Raw genomic sequence first — 17212 nt, 5'->3', positions numbered from 1 at the left:
AGGTGAGGGGCGGCTTCAGAGCGCGATGCCCGAACGCACCACGCGTACCGGTGACTTGAGGACCGTCACGTCGGCCAGGGGGTCGCCCGCGACCAGCAGGACATCGCCCGCGTGGCCGCGGGTCAGGCGGCCCGCCGTGCCGTCGAGGCCGAGCAGACGCGCGGCGCCCGTCGTCGCGGTGCGCAGCGCGTCGAGCGCCGACAGGCCCGCCGCGCGCATCAGCTCGACCTCGCGGCCGATCGGCGTGATCGAGCCGCCCGACGAGTCGGTGCCCGCGGCCAGCGGCACACCCATCTCGTGCGCGGCCAGCACCGCCTGCTTCAGGACCGGCAGATACGCACGCCCGCGTTCGGCAAGGACCGGGTCGGAGGAGTCGGCGAGGCCGGCGATCGCGGTGAGCGTGGGGGTGAAGTACGTTCCCCTGCGCCGCATTTCGCGCAGAGTGCGCTCGGCGACGAAGACACCGTGCTCCAGCGAGCGGATGCCCGCGGTCACCGCGTCGTGGCAGCCCCGCTCGCTGTAGCTGTGGCACAGCACGCCCTTGCCGCCGCGCCGGGCCGCCGCCACCACCTCGGCGAGCTGCTCGTGCGAGTACACCTGGGCGAGCGGGTCCTGTTCGGGCAGGCCCGCGCGCTCGTTGACCCGCGTCTTCACGACGTCGGCGCCGCGCGCCAGGTTCACCTCGACGACGCGGCGCAGCGCCTGAGCGGACCGCACCCCGTCCTTGAGCCGGGCCAGCGGCGTCAGGTCCGGGTCGGCGAGGATCGTGTCGCCGAGGTCGGGCGTGACGAAGATACCGGCGGCCCGCAGCCGGGGCGCGCGGCCCGGTGCCTGCCGGGCCAACTCTCGCACGGCGATGTCCTGGTAGAAGTTCGTGGAGCCGCTGCGCGCGCTGGTGGCGCCCTGCCGGACGGCGTCGAGTGCTTCGCCGGCGGTGTTGAGGTGGATGTGCGCGTCGATGAGGCCCGGCAGTATCCAGTGGCCGTGCGCGTCCAGGCGCGGCGCGTCGGCGGGGATGTCGACGCCGTCCCGGGAGCCGGCCGCGCGCACCACGCCGTCGCGGATCACGACGACCGCGTCCTCGGTGACCTCGCCGGTCGCCGGGTCGAGCAGCGTGCCGCCGTCGACGACCAGGTCACCGGTGCGGCCGGGGCGGCCCGACGCCGCCGCGGCGGCCGGGGACGTGCCGGAGGCGAGTGCGGTGGCGGTACCGGCGAGGGCCGCGGAGGCGGCGAGCACCCCGCGGCGGGTCAGTCGGCTGGAGGGGGGTTCGGCGGGCTCGACACACATGGAGGCTCCGTGGGGGGAGGGGGCCGTGGAGAGGGCCTTGGACCCACAGTTTGTATACCAAGGTGGAGGAGGCGGCAAGATCGCCAGGAAAGACTTGAGCTCTGATGGGTTATTTGCCGCGAATGTCGACCGGCTGTGAATGCTCCAGGAGTGATCTACGCGCTCTCGGTATACAAACCGGCGTCACAGACCCGCGTCACAGACCCGCGTCACCGAAGAGCGACTTCAGCGCGACCGCCCGGCTGTCCCTGACGTGCAGCAGCGTGCTCGCGGCCGCGGCCTCCTCGTCACCCGCCGCGATGTGCCGGAACATGTCCGCGTGCTGCGCCCGCATGTGGTCGGGCTCCTCGCGCATCCCGAACAGGAGCTGCAGCTGCCAGCTCAGCTGCTCCATCGTGCGGGCCAGCAACGGATTGCCGCCGAGCGCCACGACCTCCTCGTGGAACGCCGTGTGCGCCGCCGTCTCGCGCGAGCCCTCGTCCGCCGCGGCCGCCAGCTCGGCCCGTGCCAGGACCTCGCGCAGCGCGGTCAGGCCCGCCGGTTCGTGCGGTCCGGCCGCGGCCACCGCGCGGGCCGCGAGCCGCGACGCCTGTACGGCCAGCGGCTCCCACACCTCGTACAGCTGCCGTACGTCGTCCCGCTCCAGGCTCCGTACCCGGACCCCGCTGTGCGGCAGTGACTCCAGCAGCCCCTCGGTGACCAGGGCGCGCAAGGCCTCGCGCACCGGAACGCGCGACATGCGCAGCTCCTCGGCGACCTCGCGCTCCACGAGCCGCGCGCCCATCGGATAGCGGCGGTCGACGATGCGCCGCCGCACCTCCTCGCGCGCCCGCGAGCCCAGGGGCACCCGCCCCTGCCCCGGCTCCTCCTGCTTGCCCGCCACGTGCACCGTCCTTCGCCGTCGTGCTCCGGGCGAGAATACGTGCCGGGTACGGCCGCTCAGGATGCTCAGGTCTCGGTGGGCGCCTGGCGGTCCACGTACTCGAAGACCGAGCCGTCGGGGTGGAGGGCGATGAGGTTGCGGCCCGCCGGGGTCGGCACGGGGCCCGCGATGACCTTCGCGCCCGACGCGGCCAGGACCGCGCCGGCCTCGTCCACGTCGCGCACGGCGATGGTGGCGGACACCTTGCGCAGCACCTCGAGCTCCTGCTCGGGTCCGCTCATCAGAAGGAAGCAGCCGACAGCGGCGACCGCGACCCCGCCGCGCTCGAAGCGCAGCGCCCGGCTGCCCGTGAGATGTTCGTAGAACGTCACCGAGGACTCCAGGTCCTCGACGCAGATGCGCAGCGTGGTGCCCAGGATCTCCATACGAAGGAGCCTAGTTGACGCGGCGCGGGAGCGTGATCGATTCGGCGGGGCGGCCGCGGGCCGGGCGTCCGTCGAGCGGACCGGCAGGCCTACTCCCCGGAGCGTAGACGCACGACGTTTGACTGCCGGTGACCTGGGGGACGCGGGAAGCTCCACCCACGTGCCCCTGGGAGGAGAACAGTGAGCCGATCGCGCGTACTGATCATCGGTGCCGGATTCGCCGGGTACCGGGCCGCCCGCACACTGGCCCGGGCGGCCCGGCACACGGCCGACGTCACCCTGCTCAACCCGACCGACTACTTTCTGTACCTGCCGCTGCTGCCGCAGGTCGCCACCGGCGTCCTGGAGCCGCGCCGGGCCACCGTGTCGCTGTCCGGCACGCTGCCGCACATCCGGCTGGTGCTCGGCGAGGCCGGCGCCGTCGACCTCGACGCCCGCACCGTGCACTACACCGGCCCGGAGGGCGGCCACGGCACCCTCGGATACGACCGGCTCGTGCTCGCCGTCGGCAGCGTCAACAAACTGCTTCCGGTGCCCGGGATCGCCGAGCACGCCCACGGCTTCCGCGGCCTGCCCGAAGCGCTGTACCTGCGCGACCACGTGACGCGGCAGATCGAACTCGCCGCCGTCGCCACCGACCCCGCCGAGGCCCGCGCCCGTCGCACCTTCGTCGTGGTCGGCGCCGGTTACACCGGGACCGAGGTCGTCGCCCAGGGGCAACTGCTGACCGACGCGCTCGTCCGCAAACAGCCCCGGCGGCACAGTGGCCGCCCGCGCTGGCTGCTCCTCGACATCGCGCCGCGCGTCCTGCCCGAACTCGACGAACGCCTCTCGGGCACCGCGGACAGGGTGCTGCGCGGGCGCGGCGTCGAGGTGCGCACCGGCACCTCCGTGAAGGAGGCGACCCGTGACGGAGTACTCCTCGACGACGGGGAGTTCGTCGCCAGCCGCACGCTGGTGTGGTGCGTCGGCGTCCGCCCCGACCCCCTGGTCGAGAGCCTGGGACAGCCGTTGGAGCGCGGGCGGCTGCTCGTCGACCCGTTCCTCGGCGTGCCCGGGCACGCCGAGGTGTTCGCGTGCGGCGACGCGGCCGCCGTGCCCGACCTCGAAAAACCCGGCGAGTACACCCCGATGACCGCCCAGCACGCCTGGCGGCAGGGGAAGGTGGCCGGGCTCAACGTGGCCGCGTCCCTCGGCCGGGGCATCCGGCGCGGTTACCGGCACAAGGACCTGGGCTTCACCGTCGACCTCGGCGGGGCCCAGGCCGCCGCGAACCCGTTCGGCATCCCGCTGTCCGGGCCCCTCGCGGGCGCCGTCACCCGCGGCTACCACCTCGCGGCACTGCCCGGCAACCGGATCCGCGTCGCGGCGGACTGGCTGCTCGACGCCGTACTCCCGCGCCAGGCCGTCCAGTTGGGCCTCGTCCGCTCCGGTTCCGTACCGCTCGACACGGCCTCGCCCGAACTGGCCAAGGTACCGGACGACACCCCGCACCAGCCCGAAGGAGAGAATCGATGACCACGCTCACCGAATCCGAACTGCACGACCTCGCGCAGCAGTTGAGGGTCGACTCGGTACGCGCGGCGGCCGCCGCGGAATCCGGCCACCCGACGTCGTCGATGTCCGCGGCCGACCTGATGGCCGTGCTCTTCGCCCACCACTTCCGCTACGACTTCGCCCACCCCGCCCACCCCGGCAACGACCGGTTCGTCCTCTCCAAGGGCCACGCCTCACCGCTGCTCTACGCCGCGTACAAGGCGGCCGGCGCCATCGACGACGCCGAACTGCTGACCTTCCGCACCCTCGGCAGCCGCCTCGAAGGGCACCCGACGCCGCAGCGCCTGCCCTGGGTCGAGACGGCAACCGGCTCCCTGGGCCAGGGGCTGCCCGTCGGTGTCGGGATCGCCCTGGCGGGCAAGCGGCTCGACCGGATCGGATACCGCGTCCACGTCCTGTGCGGCGACAGCGAGCTCGCCGAGGGCTCGGTGTGGGAGGCGGCCGAGCACGCCGGGTTCGAGCACCTCGACAACCTCACCGTGACCGTCGACGTCAACCGGCTCGGCCAGCGCGGGCCCACCCGGCACGGCCACGACCTCGACGCGTACGCCCGCCGCTTCCAGGCGTTCGGCTGGCACACGATCGAGATCGACGGACACGACGTGGCGGCCGTCGACCGCGCGTACGCGGAGGCCCGCGACACGGCCGGCCAGCCCACCGCGATCCTCGCCCGCACCCTGAAGGGCAAGGGCGTCGCCGCCGTCGAGGACCGGGAAGGCATGCACGGCAAACCGCTGCCCGACCCGGAAGAGGCGGTCGCCGAGCTGGGCGGCGACCGCGGCATCCGCGTCGAGGTCGCGCCGCCGCCCGCCGCCCGGGCCCTGCACGCGGTGCGCAGCGGCCACCTCGACCTGCCCCGCTACGAGCAGGGCGACGAGGTCGCCACCCGCGACGCCTACGGCCAGGCCCTCACCGCGCTCGGCGGCGCCCGCGGCGACGTCGTCGCCCTGGACGGCGAGGTCGGCGACTCCACCCGCTCCGAGTACTTCGCGAAGGAACACCCCGAGCGGTACTTCGAGTGCTACATAGCCGAGCAGCAACTCGTCGCCACCAGCGTCGGGTTGGCGGCGCGCGGCCGGGTCCCCTACGCGTCCACGTTCGCGGCGTTCTTCACCCGCGCCCACGACTTCATCCGGATGGCCGCGGTCAGCGGCGCCGGCATCAACCTCGTCGGCTCGCACGCCGGTGTCGCCATCGGGCAGGACGGGCCCTCGCAGATGGGCCTGGAGGACCTCGCGATGTTCCGGACCGTGCACGACTCCACGGTGCTCTACCCGTGCGACGCCAACCAGACGGCCCGGCTCATCGCGTCCATGGCCGACCTGTCGGGCGTCCGGTACCTGCGGACCTCGCGCGGGAAGACACCGGTGATCTACCCGCCGGACGAGGAGTTCCCGGTCGGCGGCAGCAAGGTGCTGCGGGTCGGCCGCGACGACCGCGTCACGATCGTCGCCGCGGGCGTCACTGTGCACGAAGCGCTGCGCGCCGCCGACGAGTTGGCGGAAGCCGGCATCCCCGTACGCGTCATCGACCTGTACTCGGTGAAGCCGGTCGACCGGCGCACCCTGCGGGAGGCCGCACGGGCCACCGGCTGCCTGGTCACCGTGGAGGACCACCGTGCGCAGGGCGGCCTCGGGGACGCCGTCGCCGAGGCCTTCGACGACGGCGCCCCCGTGCCGCGCCTGGTGCGGCTCGCCGTCCGCCCGATGCCGGGGTCGGCCACACCCGAGGAGCAGTTGGGGGCCGCCGGGATCGACGCGGCGAGCATCGTGGCCGGGGTCGCACTGCTCGTGGAGCAGGCCATCACGCCCTGACCTGGGTCTGGTGCACGTCTTCGGCCGGGCCCGGCACAAACCTCATCCGCGCAGGGCGAGTTGAAGGTTTGGCCAGGGCTTGGGCGGTGACTCGATACAGGCGCCGCGCACCGTACACACATACACACCACAGACCTGACAGACCTTGCGCAGAGCTTGCACAGAGTGTGCGCAGACCTAAGGAGGACAGGTCTCCATGACCGTTGTCCCTGCACAGCAATCCAGCGGCGGTGGCGGCACCAGCGGCCTCTACGACGTACTCGAACTCGTGTTGGACCGCGGACTCGTCATCGACGCGTTCGTCCGTGTCTCGCTGGTCGGCATCGAGATCCTGAAGATCGACATCCGGGTCGTCGTCGCCAGCGTCGACACGTACCTCCGCTTCGCCGAGGCCTGCAACCGGCTCGACCTGGAGGCAGGCCCCAACCGCAGCCCCGGTCTGCCCGACCTCATCGGTGAGATGAGCGGCTCGGGCGAAGAAGGCAAGTCCAAGGGTTCCAAGGGCGCGGAAGACAAGCCCAAGGGGGCCCTTTCCGGCGCCGCGAGGACTGTCTCGGAGGCCCGCCGTACCCCGAGCCGCCGGAAGGAGGAGCAGGAATGAGCAGCACGTACATCTACGGCATCGCGAGCGCCGACCACCCCTCGCTGCCGACCGGTATGGAGGGCATCGGCGACCCCGCGCGCAAGGTCCGGCTCGTCGAGGAGGGCGCGCTCACGGCGATCGTCAGCGACGCCCCCGACGACCTGCGGCCCAAGCGGCGCGACCTGCTCGCCCACCAGAACGTGCTGTCGGAGTCGGGCGGCGGCGGCGCGGTGCTGCCCATGCGGTTCGGCAGCATCGCCCCCGACGACGACGCCGTCGCGATGGTGCTGGCCGAGCGCGCCGAGCACTACCACGAGCGGCTGCGGGCGCTCGAGGGCAAGGTCGAGTACAACGTCAAGGCGCAGCACGACGAAGCGGCCGTACTGCACCGGGTGATGGCCGAGAACGCCGAGATCCGCACCCTGACCGAGGCCAACCGGCAGGCGGGCGGCGGCAGTCACGAGGAGCGGCTGCGGCTCGGCGAGATGGTCGTGGCCGCGGTGCAGGGCCGCGAGGCCCAGGACGCCGTCGCGTTGCAGCGGCTCCTGGAGCCGTCGGCCGACGCGGTCTCGACCGGCCCGGAGAGCACGGGCTGGCTCGCCAATCTCTCGTTCCTCGTGGACACGAAGGCCGTCGAGCACTTCCTCGCCGCGGTCGAGACCGTCCGCAGCGACTACGCGCACCTCGAACTCAGGGTCAACGGCCCGCTCCCGCCGTACAGCTTCGTGGAGCCGGGGCCGTCGGCGCCCGTCGGCACGGAGTGACGTCCGGCGACATCGACCGACCGACATTCGACCGTATCGAGGACCGGTTCCTCGACCGGCTGGAGGGAAAGTGAACCGAGCAGCTGTGGGCCTCGCGGTAGGGGCCGGATACCTCTTGGGACGTACGAAGAAGATGAAGCTGGCGTTCGCCGTCGGCACGATGATCGCGGGCAAGCGGCTGAAGCTGAGCCCGCGCGCGCTGGCCGAGCTGGTCAGTACGCAACTGGAGAAGAACCCGCAGTTCAAGGAGATCGGCGACCAGTTACGCCAGGACCTGCGCGGCGTCGGCACGGCCGCGTCGGGCGCCCTCGTGGAGCGGCAGCTCGAAGGCCTCGCCGGCCGGCTGCACTCGCGGACGCAGGGCGTGCAGGACCGCATCGCGGGCGTCGCCCCGGACGCGGAGGACGTACGGGGCGCGGGGGACCGGGTGAAGGGTGTCGTACCTGGACGCCGGCGCGGTGAAGCGGACGACCAGGCGGACGCGGACGACCAGGCGTACGAAGACGACGAGGCGTACGAAGACGACGAGGCGTACGAAGACGAGCGCGACGCCGAGGACGACAGCCGCGACGGCAACGAAGACCGCGACGGCGACGAGAACGGCGGGCGTGCCGAGAAGTCCTCGGCCGGCCGGCGCGCCCGAACCACCCGCAAGCCCACCGGTACAGGTACAGGCAGGACGGCCACCGGCACGGCGAAGAAGACGCCCGCCAGAAAGAGCGGCGCCGCCGCGAAGGCCACCGGCAACGGCAAGGCGGCCGCCGGCGGTGCCAAGGCAGCCGCGACGAGGGCGCCACGGGCCGCCAAGAAGACCGCGGGCAGCGCGTCCCGCGATGCGAAGGGGGGCCGCGGACGTGGCTGACTCCCCGGTCAAAGCACTCGGAGGCCTGGCCAAGAGCCCGGCCGCCGACCACCTCAAGTCCGAGGCCCAGGCCTACCTCGCGGCCCAGGTCCAGCGGCTGCTCGTCGGCACGGGCCGCAAACTGGGCGAGACCACCGTCAAGCTGACCGACATCGCCGAGGGCAACAGTCCGGGCTTCGCCAAGCTCGCGCTCGACGGCGGCCGCAAGCTCGCCGAGGGCAAGGGGCCGGTGCGCACGGCGGTCGAACTGGGCGGCGGCCGCCTCAAGGACAAGGTCGTCGGGGCGTTCAAGAACCTCGGCGGCGGCAAGGGCAAGCGCAAGGGCGGGGCGGGTAAGAAGCCCACCGTCATCCTGGAGTTCATCGACGTCGGTGTCGACCTGCGGACCGCGTACGACCAGTGGACGCAGTACCAGGAGTTCAGCACCTTCGCGAAGGGTGTCAAGAACGCGAACCGCGCCGACGACGTCACCTCCGACTGGCAGCTCAAGGTCTTCTGGTCCAACCGGAGCTGGAAGGCGCACACCACCGAGCAGCTCCCCGACGAGCGGATCACCTGGACGTCCGAGGGCGCCAAGGGCACGACGAAGGGTGTCGTCACCTTCCACCCGCTGGCCGACCGGCTCACCCGGGTTCTGCTGATCATCGAGTACTACCCCAAGGGCCTGTTCGAGAGGACGGGCAACATCTGGCGCGCCCAGGGCCGCAGGGCCCGCCTCGACCTCAAGCACTTCGCCCGCTTCGTGACACTGCGCGGCGAGGCGAGCGACGGCTGGCGCGGTGAGATCCGCGACGGCGAGGTCGTCCTGAGCCACGAGGACGCCCTGGAGCAGGAGCAGGAGCAGGAGGAAGAGCAGGGGCAGGAGGAAGAAGCGCAGGAGCTGGACGCGCAGGACAAGCCCTCGGACGACGCGTACGAGAGCGAACCCCCGGACGAGGAAGCCGCGCCCGACGGCGAGGACGAGGCCGAGTGCGAGGACGAGTACGAGGCCGAGGAGGATGGCGAGGGCGACGGCGAAGAGGAGTACGAGGACGCCGCCGACGAGCGGGACGAGCCCGAGGAGGAAGCGCCGGGCAGCGACGACGGCGGCGACGGCGAGCGCCGCGCACCGCGCCGGAAGGCCGCCGCCCGGGCCCACTGACGCCCCCGCGGTTCCGGAGCGGGACCGCACCGAAGTCCCGCTCCGCGTCCGTCGGTCCGTCAGGACGTGCCGGCCCCGGTTACTGCTTGCGGCAGAGGAGCTCGCCGTGCAGCACCGCGAACCACGCGTCCTCGTGCGTGCCCCACTCCCGCCACGCCTCGGACACGGCGTTCAGCTGCGCGGAGGTCGCGTGGCCGCCGCCCGTCGCGCGGTCGGCGTATGCCGAGGCGACCGTACGGTCCGCCCACAGCCCGCTCCACCAGGCGATCTCGTCCGGCGTCGAGTAGCACCACGTGCCGGCCGTGGACGTGATGTCCGCCGCGGCGAACCCCGCCTCCAGGGCCCACGCCTTCAGGTGGCGCCCGGCGTCCGGTTCGCCGCCGTTGTCCCGGGCGACCCGCCGGTACAGGTCCAGCCAGTCGGTCATGCCGGGGGAGCGCGGGTACCAGGTCATCGCCGCGTAGTCGGAGTCGCGTACGGCGATGATCCCACCGGGCTTGGTGACGCGGCGCATCTCGCGCAGCGCCTGCACCGGGTCGCCGACGTGCTGCAGCACCTGATGCGCGTGCACCACGCAGAACGTGTCGTCGGGCCAGTCCAGCGCGTGCACGTCCGCGGTCGTGAACTCCACGTTCTCCAGGCCCCGTTGGGCCGCCGTGGCACGCGCCTGGTCCAGGATTCCGGCGGCGTGGTCCGCCCCGACGACCCGGCCGTCCGGGACCAGGGCGGCGAGGTCCGCGGTGATCGTGCCCGGACCGCAGCCGATGTCCAGGATCTTCATGTGCGGCTTGAGCGAACCGAGCAGGTAGGCCGCCGAGTTGGCGGCGGTGCGCCAGGTGTGCGAACGCAGCACGGACTCGTGGTGGCCGTGGGTGTAGACGGCGGTCTCCTGCGACATGGCCCGATCCCCTCAACGGTGTGACGGCTCAACGGTGTGACAGCTCGCCCGGGGCAGCTGCCCCGGGCGATGCGATCACCGTACGCCGCGCGGCCGGATTGTGAGATACCCGTCTTGGAATATGGACCGCCAGGGAGTCACAGTATGGTCAGCGGCCGGTACACGCGCAGCGCCTCGTGCTGCTTGTCGATCGTCAACTGGCCCTCGCAGTCGATGACTTCGCCGTCGAAGGCGAGCGGCGTGCCCCGCTGGATGCCGTCGACGTGCAGCTGGGTGAGCCGGGTCGCGGCGTGGAACGGGGAGCGGGACAGCGGGCCCGCCAGGGCCGCCGCGAGCAGCCGCACGCCGGGCAGCCGGCCGCCGCTGACCGTACGCACGTCGAGCAGTCCGTCCGCGAGATCCGCCCGCCGGCCCGCGGTCAGGCCCATCCGGCGGTAGGTGCAGTTCCCGGCGAACAGCAGCCACAACGGCCGCTTCTCGCCGTGCAGTTGGACCTCCAGCGGGTGATCGCGGCGCAGCACGTGCACCGCGCCCACGACGTCGGCGAGCCGCCCGCCGATCCGCCCCGACCAGCGTTCGCGCTCGCGCACCAGCTCCGGATAGGCGCCCAGGCTGAACGTGTTGAGGAAGATCCCCGAGGCCTTGGTCGAGCGGAACCGGCCGACGTCCACCGCGACCGCGTCACCGCCGATGACGGCCCGCACCAGATCGCCCGCGTCCTCGATGCCGAGGTCGTACGCGAAGTGGTTCAGGGTGCCGCCGGGCAGCACCGCGAGCGGCAGGTTGTGCCGGAGCGCCACCTGCGCGGCCGTGTTCACCGAACCGTCGCCGCCGGAGATGCCCAGGGCGCGGGCGCTCTCCGCCGCCTTCTCCAGCGCGGCCGGGATCTCGGGGCCCTCGCACTCCACGAACTCGGCGAGCGGCAGCGCGTCCCGCAGCACCCGCACCCGCTCCGGCGTTCCCGCGTGCGTGTTCACCACCATCACGAGGCCCTCGCCGTCCGGCAGCGCCGGCACGTCGTCCACCAGGGGACGCCCCGGCGACGGCATCTGGTCACGGGTCGGCACCAGGCCCCGGACGGCGAAGGCGACGCCCACCCCGAGCGCCGCCCCCGCGATCACGTCACCGGGGAAGTGGGCGCCCGTATAGACGCGGGAGGCGGCCACCGAGAACGCCACCGGGGCGACGGCCGCGCCCCAGCCCCGCGACTCCAGGGCGACGCCCGTCGCGAACGCCGCCGCAGAGGCCGCGTGCCCCGACGGGAACGACGTGGTGAACGGCTGCCGCTTCAGGCGCCGCACTATCGGTACCGCGTCCAGGGCGGGCCGCGTCCGGCGCACGGACCGCTTGCCGAGCGTGTTGATCGTGGCGGAGGCGAGGGCGAGGGAGGCGACCCCGCGCAGCGCGGCCCGGCGGGCCCGCGGCGATCCGGTCGCCGCCAGCGCCCCGCCCACGGCGAACCACAGCACCCCGTGGTTCGCGGCCCGGCTCAGCCCCGGCAGGATCCGCTCGGCCCCTGGCCAGCGCGCCCCCGCGGCGGACTCGAAGAGCCGCATGTCGAGCGCGGCCAGCCGACCGCGCAGCGAAGGGCCCGGCCGGGGCGCTTCTTCCGCGGCTTTCGGCAGCTTTGAGATGTCGAAGTCGGCACACATGTCTCGACCACTACCCCGGGCCGGGCCCCGCACCCAGGTCCCGCGCGCCCTATTCGTTTGCCCGTCACCCGCACGGCCGTCCACAATGCGGACCATGGGACATCTGGAAGCCGCGCACCTCGAGTACTCCTTGCCGGACGGGCGGGCGCTGCTCGGTGATGTCTCCTTCCGGGTGGGCGAGGGCGCCGTCGTCGCCCTGGTCGGGCCGAACGGGGCGGGCAAGACGACCCTGCTGCGACTGATCTCCGGCGAGCTCCAGCCGCACGCAGGCTCCGTCACGGTCAGCGGCGGGCTCGGCGTGATGCGCCAGTTCGTGGGCTCCGTACGGGACGAGACGACCGTGCGCGACCTCCTCGTCTCCGTCGCCTCGCCGCGTATCCGCGAAGCCGCGAAGGCCGTCGACAAGGCCGAGCACGCGATCATGACCGTCGACGACGAGGCCGCGCAGATGAGCTACGCGCAGGCCCTCGCCGACTGGGCCGAGGCACAGGGCTACGAGGCGGAGACGCTGTGGGACATGTGCACCACGGCCGCGCTCGGCGTCGCCTACGACAAGGTGCAGTTCCGCGAGGTCCGCACCCTCTCCGGCGGTGAGCAGAAGCGCCTCGTCCTCGAAGCGCTGCTGCGCGGCACCGACGAGGTCCTGCTCCTGGACGAGCCGGACAACTATCTCGACGTGCCCGGCAAGCGCTGGCTGGAGGAGCGGCTGCGCGAGACCCGCAAGACCGTGCTCTTCGTCTCCCACGACCGCGAGCTGCTCGCCCGCTCCGCCGAGAAGATCGTCAGCGTCGAGCCAAGCCCCGGCGGCGCCGACGCCTGGGTGCACGGCGGCGGCTTCGCCACGTACCACGAGGCCCGGCGCGAGCGCTTCGCCCGCTTCGAGGAGCTGCGCCGCCGCTGGGACGAGAAGCACGCGCAGCTGAAGAAGCTCGTGATCAGCCTGCGGCAGGCGGCCTCGGTCAGCCATGAACTGGCGTCGCGGTACTCGGCCGCGCAGACCCGGCTGCGCAAGTTCGAGGAGGCCGGGCCGCCGCCGGACCCGCCGCGCGAGCAGGACATCACGATGCGGCTCAAGGGCGGCCGCACCGGCGTAAGAGCCGTCACCTGCAAGGGACTTGAGCTGACCGGCCTGATGCAGCCGTTCGACCTGGAGGTCTTCTACGGCGAGCGCGTCGCGGTCCTCGGGTCGAACGGCTCGGGCAAGTCCCACTTCCTGCGGCTGCTCGCCGGCGACGATTCGGTGGCGCACACCGGCGAGTGGAAGCTCGGCGCCCGGGTGGTCCCCGGGCACTTCGCCCAGACCCACGCGCACCCCGAGCTGCAGGGCCGCACCCTCCTGGACATCCTGTGGCGCGACCACGCCAAGGACCGCGGCGCCGCGATGTCCCGGCTGCGTCGCTACGAACTGACGGCGCAGGCCGAGCAGAACTTCGAGCGCCTCTCGGGCGGCCAGCAGGCCCGCTTCCAGATCCTGCTGCTCGAACTCGAGGGCGCCACCGCCCTGTTGCTGGACGAGCCCACCGACAACCTCGACCTCGAGTCGGCCGAGGCGCTCCAGGAGGGCCTGGAGTCCTTCGACGGCACGGTCCTCTCGGTCACCCACGACCGCTGGTTCGCCCGTGCCTTCGACCGGTACCTGGTCTTCGGTACGGACGGGCATGTGCGTGAGACGTCGGAGCCGGTCTGGGACGAACGTCGTGTGGAGCGCCTTCGCTGACCCGTCGCGACCTCGGAAAACTCGTCGTACGCTGCTGAGTTGGGCGCGTACGACGAGTGGTGACGAGGCATGAGGAGACACGGTGGTGAGGACGTCCTTCCGCACGGACGACGTCGAGCAGGCCATGGAAGCGATCAAGGCGGCTTTCTACACCAATCAGCTGGACGTGCTGAGGGCGCCGGAACGGTTCGGCGCCGCCTTCGAGGTACTGGAGCTCGGCGGTATCACCGTCGGTGATCTCGCCTGCGGGGCCGATGTCCGGGTCCGCTGCGGGGAGTTGGGCACGTACCACGTGAACGTCCCGCTCGGCTCCCCGATGACCTGGCACCAGGGGAGCAGCCCCGAGGTGATCACGGCGCCGGGCCGGGCCGCGCTGTTCCAGCCCGTCGGATCCACCGCCGTGGACCGCTGGGCCGGTGACGGGCGGATCGTCGCCCTGAAAGTGGAGCGGGACCTGCTGGAGCGCCGCGTCGAGGAGCTGACCGGACGGGTGCCGCGCACCCCCGTGGTGCTCGAACCCGAGCTCGACCTGATGAGCGGGCGCGGAAGAGCCTGGTCCCACCTCGTGGAGATCCTCGTCGACGACCTCTACGAGACGACCCGGCTCCTCGAACACCGGCTGGTCGCCCTGCCTCTGCGGGACGCGGTGCTCAACGGGCTGCTGCTGGCGGCCGGCCACCCCTACCGCGACCAGCTCGACGAGCCGGCGAGGGGGCTGCGACCGACTCCGGTGAAGCGGGCCATGGACGCGATGCGCGAACGCCCCGAACACCCCTTCACCACCACCGAACTCGCGGCCGAGGCCCGGGTCGGCGTCCGCTGGCTCCAAGAGGCCTTCGCGCGCTACGTGGGCATACCGCCGATGGCGTATCTGCGCACGATCCGCCTGGAGCGGGTGCACGCCGAACTCATCGAGGCCGATCCGCTCACCAGCACCGTGAGCGAGATCGCGTTCCGCTGGGGCTTCGGTCACCTGGGACGGTTCGCCGAGCAGTACCGCGCCAAGTACGGCTGCGTACCGTCCCTCACGCTGCGCGATCCCGGACCCTGACACGGCCCGGCGCGATGCATTGCGCTATCCGGACAGCGGCCTCGCTCGGCGGATCGTGACCGACCCGGCGGCGGTTCTACGATCGGTCCGTCGCCGGGGGCCGGTCCATGGTTCCGGGCACTTGCCGTCCTCGGGGCCTTCGACCGTGACGGATTCCGGTGACGTCCGGCCCGGCACTACCCCGCCGGGCCGGCACCAGCCTTCGGGCCCGGGCTCCCCCCTGGAAGCACTGCACCGGGCTCGTCGGCCGGCCTTCCGTCCCACTGGATCGGCCATGGCCAGAGGCGTTTTTGTGCCTCGGACGGGCCCGGCGGACACACCCCGCCGACGCAGTACCCCACGGCCGGAGAACTATGCGTTTGCCCCAGCGGTTGAGGGGCAGGCGTAGGTGAGTGCTTCGGACTGGAGGCACGTCCGTGGGAGAGATGCCACTCGGTGTCTGCCCCGGGTGTGTCCTACGCCCTATCGAGGCGCGACTCCCACGGTGACCACCGAACCCAGAGCACCTCCAGGGGAGTTGCGATCCATGTCGCCTACCAGCGCACCCATGAACCCGGTGAAGCCCGGCCGACACCACCCGCACGACGACGCACCCGACACCGCCGAGGCATTCGCCAAACTGTCCGACATGCCCGCAGGGCCGGACCGCGACGACCTGCGGCACGATGTCGTCGAGGCTTGGCTGCCGATGGCGAACCGGCTCGCCGGCCGCTTCCGCAACCGCGGAGAGTCCTACGACGACCTGCGGCAGGTCGCCGCGATGGGCCTCGTCAAGGCGGTCGACCGCTACGACCCGGCGCTCGGCAACGCCTTCGAGAGTTACGCCGTGCCCACGGTCACCGGCGAGATCAAGCGTCACTTCCGTGACCACATGTGGACCCTGCATGTGCCACGCCGCGTCCAGGACCTGCGCAACCGGGTCCGGTTCGCCCAGCACGAACTGTCCGCGAGCATCCCGGGTCGCGCCCCGACCCTCACCGAGATCGCCGCGCACGCGAACCTGACGGAGGACGAGGTACGCACGGGCCTCGAGGCCCTGGAGAGCTTCACGGCGCTCTCGCTCGACGCCGAACTGCCCGGCAGCGACGACGGCTACTCGCTGTCCGACGCGCTTGGCGCCGCCGATCCCGCGCTCGACGTGGTCATCGACCGGGAGGCCGTCAAGCCGCGCATCGCGGCGCTCCCCGAGCGCGAGCGGCAGATCCTCTACATGCGGTTCTTCGGCGACATGACGCAGAGCCGCATCGCCGAACAGCTGGGCATCTCGCAGATGCACGTCTCACGGCTCATCACCCGGTGCTGCCACCGACTGCGGGACGAAGTGCTGGCCGACGCCGCTGCCGCGTGACGGTCCGGCGCCTGTCATCTGCGCATGGCCAGGGCGATATGGCGGGACATCATGTCCAGCGCCTGCGCCTCCGCCATGGCGAAGGCCGGCCGGCCCGCGGACCGGAACAGGGTGAGCACACCCTGGACCGGTTCGCCGGGTGCCGGGACCAGCGGCACGCACAGCAGGGACGTGACATCCGCACGGACCAGCACCGGGGCGCCGGACGCGTCGTCGCCCAGCGCCCCCGCGTCCTCCGGGCGCACCAGCAGCGCCGGTGAACCGCCGCGCGCCGCCTCGACCACGAGGGGGCTCGCGGCGGGGTCCTGTCCCGCGATGTCCCGGACGCCCCCGTCGTCGGCGCCGAGCACGGTCGTACGGACCGGAGGGGCGGCACCCCGGTCGGCTATCACCCAGTCCGCGAACCGGCCGTACAGCGCCCCGGCGGCGCGGCGCAACGCCTCGGCCGGATCGCCGGCGGGCGCGCCCAGCAACTCCCGGGTCATCAAGTCCATCAGATCCATCAGCGCCGTATGACGCGTCGTCTCCGCGAGGTCGGGGACGGCCACGGCACCGCGAGGCGGCTCCGCCGCCGCCGGGGCGCCGTCGCCCTCGGGCCGCAGCAGGACGAGGACCGTGGTGTGCCGCTCGCTGCCGGGGCGCAGGCCCGTGAGGGTCGTACGGATCGGCGCCTGCGGATTCTGCTGCAGCCGCACGGACAGGCCGCGGTCGCCCTCGCCGCGGGCAACGGCCGCGACCTGCGAGCGGAAGGCGGCCCGGTCGGCGTGGGCGAGGAGACCGGTCAGCGGGCGGCCCGTCGCGTACCCCGCGCGCACCCCCGTGAACGTCGCGGCGGCGACGTTCAGACGGCGCACCACCGACTCCCGGTCCACGAGCACCACCGGCAGCGGCAGTTGCTGGAAGACGGCGCGCAGCAACTGCTGTTCCTGCCGGTCGGCAGTGGCCGAGCGGCTCGGTGACGCGCCCGTGTCGGCGGCCCGCAGGTCCTCCTGATGCGGCCACAGTTCCCGCACCGCGTGGTCGAGTTCGAAGAGCGCCGCGTCGAGCACGGCGGGCAGTTCGTCCGTGGGCACGGCCCGGGCCGCCTTCAACTCGGCCACACGGCGCACGAAGTCCGAGAGTTCTTCACCGAATTCGTCCGACTGTGGCATGGCGAGAACCTATCCCGCGCGTCCGTTTCCCGGGGTGGGCCCCGGGGAAGCCGCTGAACAGAGGAGGCGTTCACCG

15 protein-coding genes are annotated in these 17212 nt (G+C 72.5%); 9 read left to right on the top strand and 6 right to left on the bottom strand.

Features of this window, described 5'->3' with window-relative positions; genetic code table 11:
* Positions 1 to 15 precede the first annotated feature (15 nt).
* The 3 genes from ACIREE_RS14180 to ACIREE_RS14170 form a co-directional block, all read right to left on the bottom strand.
* Positions 16 to 1290 carry an amidohydrolase family protein gene (locus ACIREE_RS14180; protein ID WP_404150799.1) on the bottom strand — a complete coding sequence of 425 codons (1275 nt, stop codon included), beginning with the start codon at positions 1288 to 1290 and terminating at the stop codon, positions 16 to 18.
* 196 nt (positions 1291 to 1486) lie between these two features.
* Positions 1487 to 2173, bottom strand: coding sequence for a GntR family transcriptional regulator (locus tag ACIREE_RS14175; protein WP_404150797.1), 687 nt, complete (start codon positions 2171 to 2173; stop codon positions 1487 to 1489).
* A 65-nt stretch (positions 2174 to 2238) separates the two neighbouring features.
* Positions 2239 to 2598, bottom strand: a complete 360-nt coding sequence (locus ACIREE_RS14170) for a VOC family protein (protein ID WP_404150796.1) — start codon at positions 2596 to 2598, stop codon at positions 2239 to 2241.
* A 180-nt stretch (positions 2599 to 2778) separates the two neighbouring features.
* Here ACIREE_RS14170 and ACIREE_RS14165 point away from each other — a divergent pair, with 180 nt between their 5' ends.
* The 6 genes from ACIREE_RS14165 to ACIREE_RS14140 all read left to right on the top strand — a co-directional run bounded on the left by ACIREE_RS14165 (position 2779) and on the right by ACIREE_RS14140 (position 9319).
* Complete coding sequence (locus ACIREE_RS14165; RefSeq protein WP_404150794.1) at positions 2779 to 4116, top strand: NAD(P)/FAD-dependent oxidoreductase; 1338 nt, start codon at positions 2779 to 2781, stop codon at positions 4114 to 4116.
* Entirely contained in the window at positions 4113 to 5969 is a 1857-nt protein-coding gene (locus ACIREE_RS14160) for a transketolase (RefSeq protein WP_404150793.1), read from the top strand. The genes ACIREE_RS14165 and ACIREE_RS14160 overlap by 4 nt, the downstream gene beginning before the upstream one ends.
* A gap of 196 nt (positions 5970 to 6165) precedes the next feature.
* A complete protein-coding gene (gene gvpJ, locus ACIREE_RS14155; RefSeq protein ID WP_404150791.1) occupies positions 6166 to 6570 on the top strand; it encodes a gas vesicle protein GvpJ in 405 nt (134 codons plus the stop codon).
* Positions 6567 to 7316: a GvpL/GvpF family gas vesicle protein gene (locus tag ACIREE_RS14150; protein WP_404150789.1), complete on the top strand. Its 750-nt coding sequence runs from the start codon at positions 6567 to 6569 to the stop codon at positions 7314 to 7316. Before gvpJ ends, ACIREE_RS14150 begins: the two co-directional genes overlap by 4 nt.
* A gap of 70 nt (positions 7317 to 7386) precedes the next feature.
* Entirely contained in the window at positions 7387 to 8178 is a 792-nt protein-coding gene (locus ACIREE_RS14145; protein WP_404150787.1) for a DNA primase, read from the top strand.
* Positions 8150 to 9319: an SRPBCC family protein gene (locus tag ACIREE_RS14140; RefSeq protein ID WP_404150785.1), complete on the top strand. Its 1170-nt coding sequence runs from the start codon at positions 8150 to 8152 to the stop codon at positions 9317 to 9319. The genes ACIREE_RS14145 and ACIREE_RS14140 overlap by 29 nt, the downstream gene beginning before the upstream one ends.
* Positions 9320 to 9398: 79 nt before the next feature.
* On the opposite strand, the gene ACIREE_RS14135 is transcribed toward ACIREE_RS14140, so the two are convergent.
* Positions 9399 to 10217, bottom strand: a complete 819-nt coding sequence (locus ACIREE_RS14135) for a class I SAM-dependent methyltransferase (protein ID WP_404150783.1) — start codon at positions 10215 to 10217, stop codon at positions 9399 to 9401.
* Positions 10218 to 10354: 137 nt separating this feature from the next.
* Entirely contained in the window at positions 10355 to 11869 is a 1515-nt protein-coding gene (locus tag ACIREE_RS14130) for a bifunctional phosphatase PAP2/diacylglycerol kinase family protein (RefSeq protein ID WP_404150781.1), read from the bottom strand.
* A gap of 94 nt (positions 11870 to 11963) precedes the next feature.
* On the opposite strand from ACIREE_RS14130, the gene ACIREE_RS14125 reads away from it, so the two are divergent.
* From ACIREE_RS14125 to ACIREE_RS14115, 3 genes are all read left to right on the top strand, one after another.
* A complete protein-coding gene (locus ACIREE_RS14125) occupies positions 11964 to 13586 on the top strand; it encodes an ABC-F family ATP-binding cassette domain-containing protein (protein ID WP_404150779.1) in 1623 nt (540 codons plus the stop codon).
* A gap of 85 nt (positions 13587 to 13671) precedes the next feature.
* Positions 13672 to 14637: an AraC family transcriptional regulator gene (locus tag ACIREE_RS14120; RefSeq protein ID WP_404150777.1), complete on the top strand. Its 966-nt coding sequence runs from the start codon at positions 13672 to 13674 to the stop codon at positions 14635 to 14637.
* A gap of 526 nt (positions 14638 to 15163) precedes the next feature.
* Entirely contained in the window at positions 15164 to 15985 is an 822-nt protein-coding gene (locus tag ACIREE_RS14115) for an RNA polymerase sigma factor SigF (protein WP_404150775.1), read from the top strand.
* A 14-nt stretch (positions 15986 to 15999) separates the two neighbouring features.
* Here the strand turns inward: ACIREE_RS14115 and ACIREE_RS14110 are convergent, their stop codons facing one another.
* Positions 16000 to 17136, bottom strand: a complete 1137-nt coding sequence (locus ACIREE_RS14110) for a PAS domain-containing protein (RefSeq protein WP_404150773.1) — start codon at positions 17134 to 17136, stop codon at positions 16000 to 16002.
* Between the last annotated feature and the right edge of the window lie 76 nt (positions 17137 to 17212).

This window comes from Streptomyces sp. NPDC102467, assembly GCF_044765445.1.
Classification (GTDB): Bacteria; Actinomycetota; Actinomycetes; order Streptomycetales; family Streptomycetaceae; genus Streptomyces.
The sequence above is the reverse complement of the archived record's forward strand: the minus strand, read 5'-3'. Positions and strand labels throughout refer to the sequence as shown.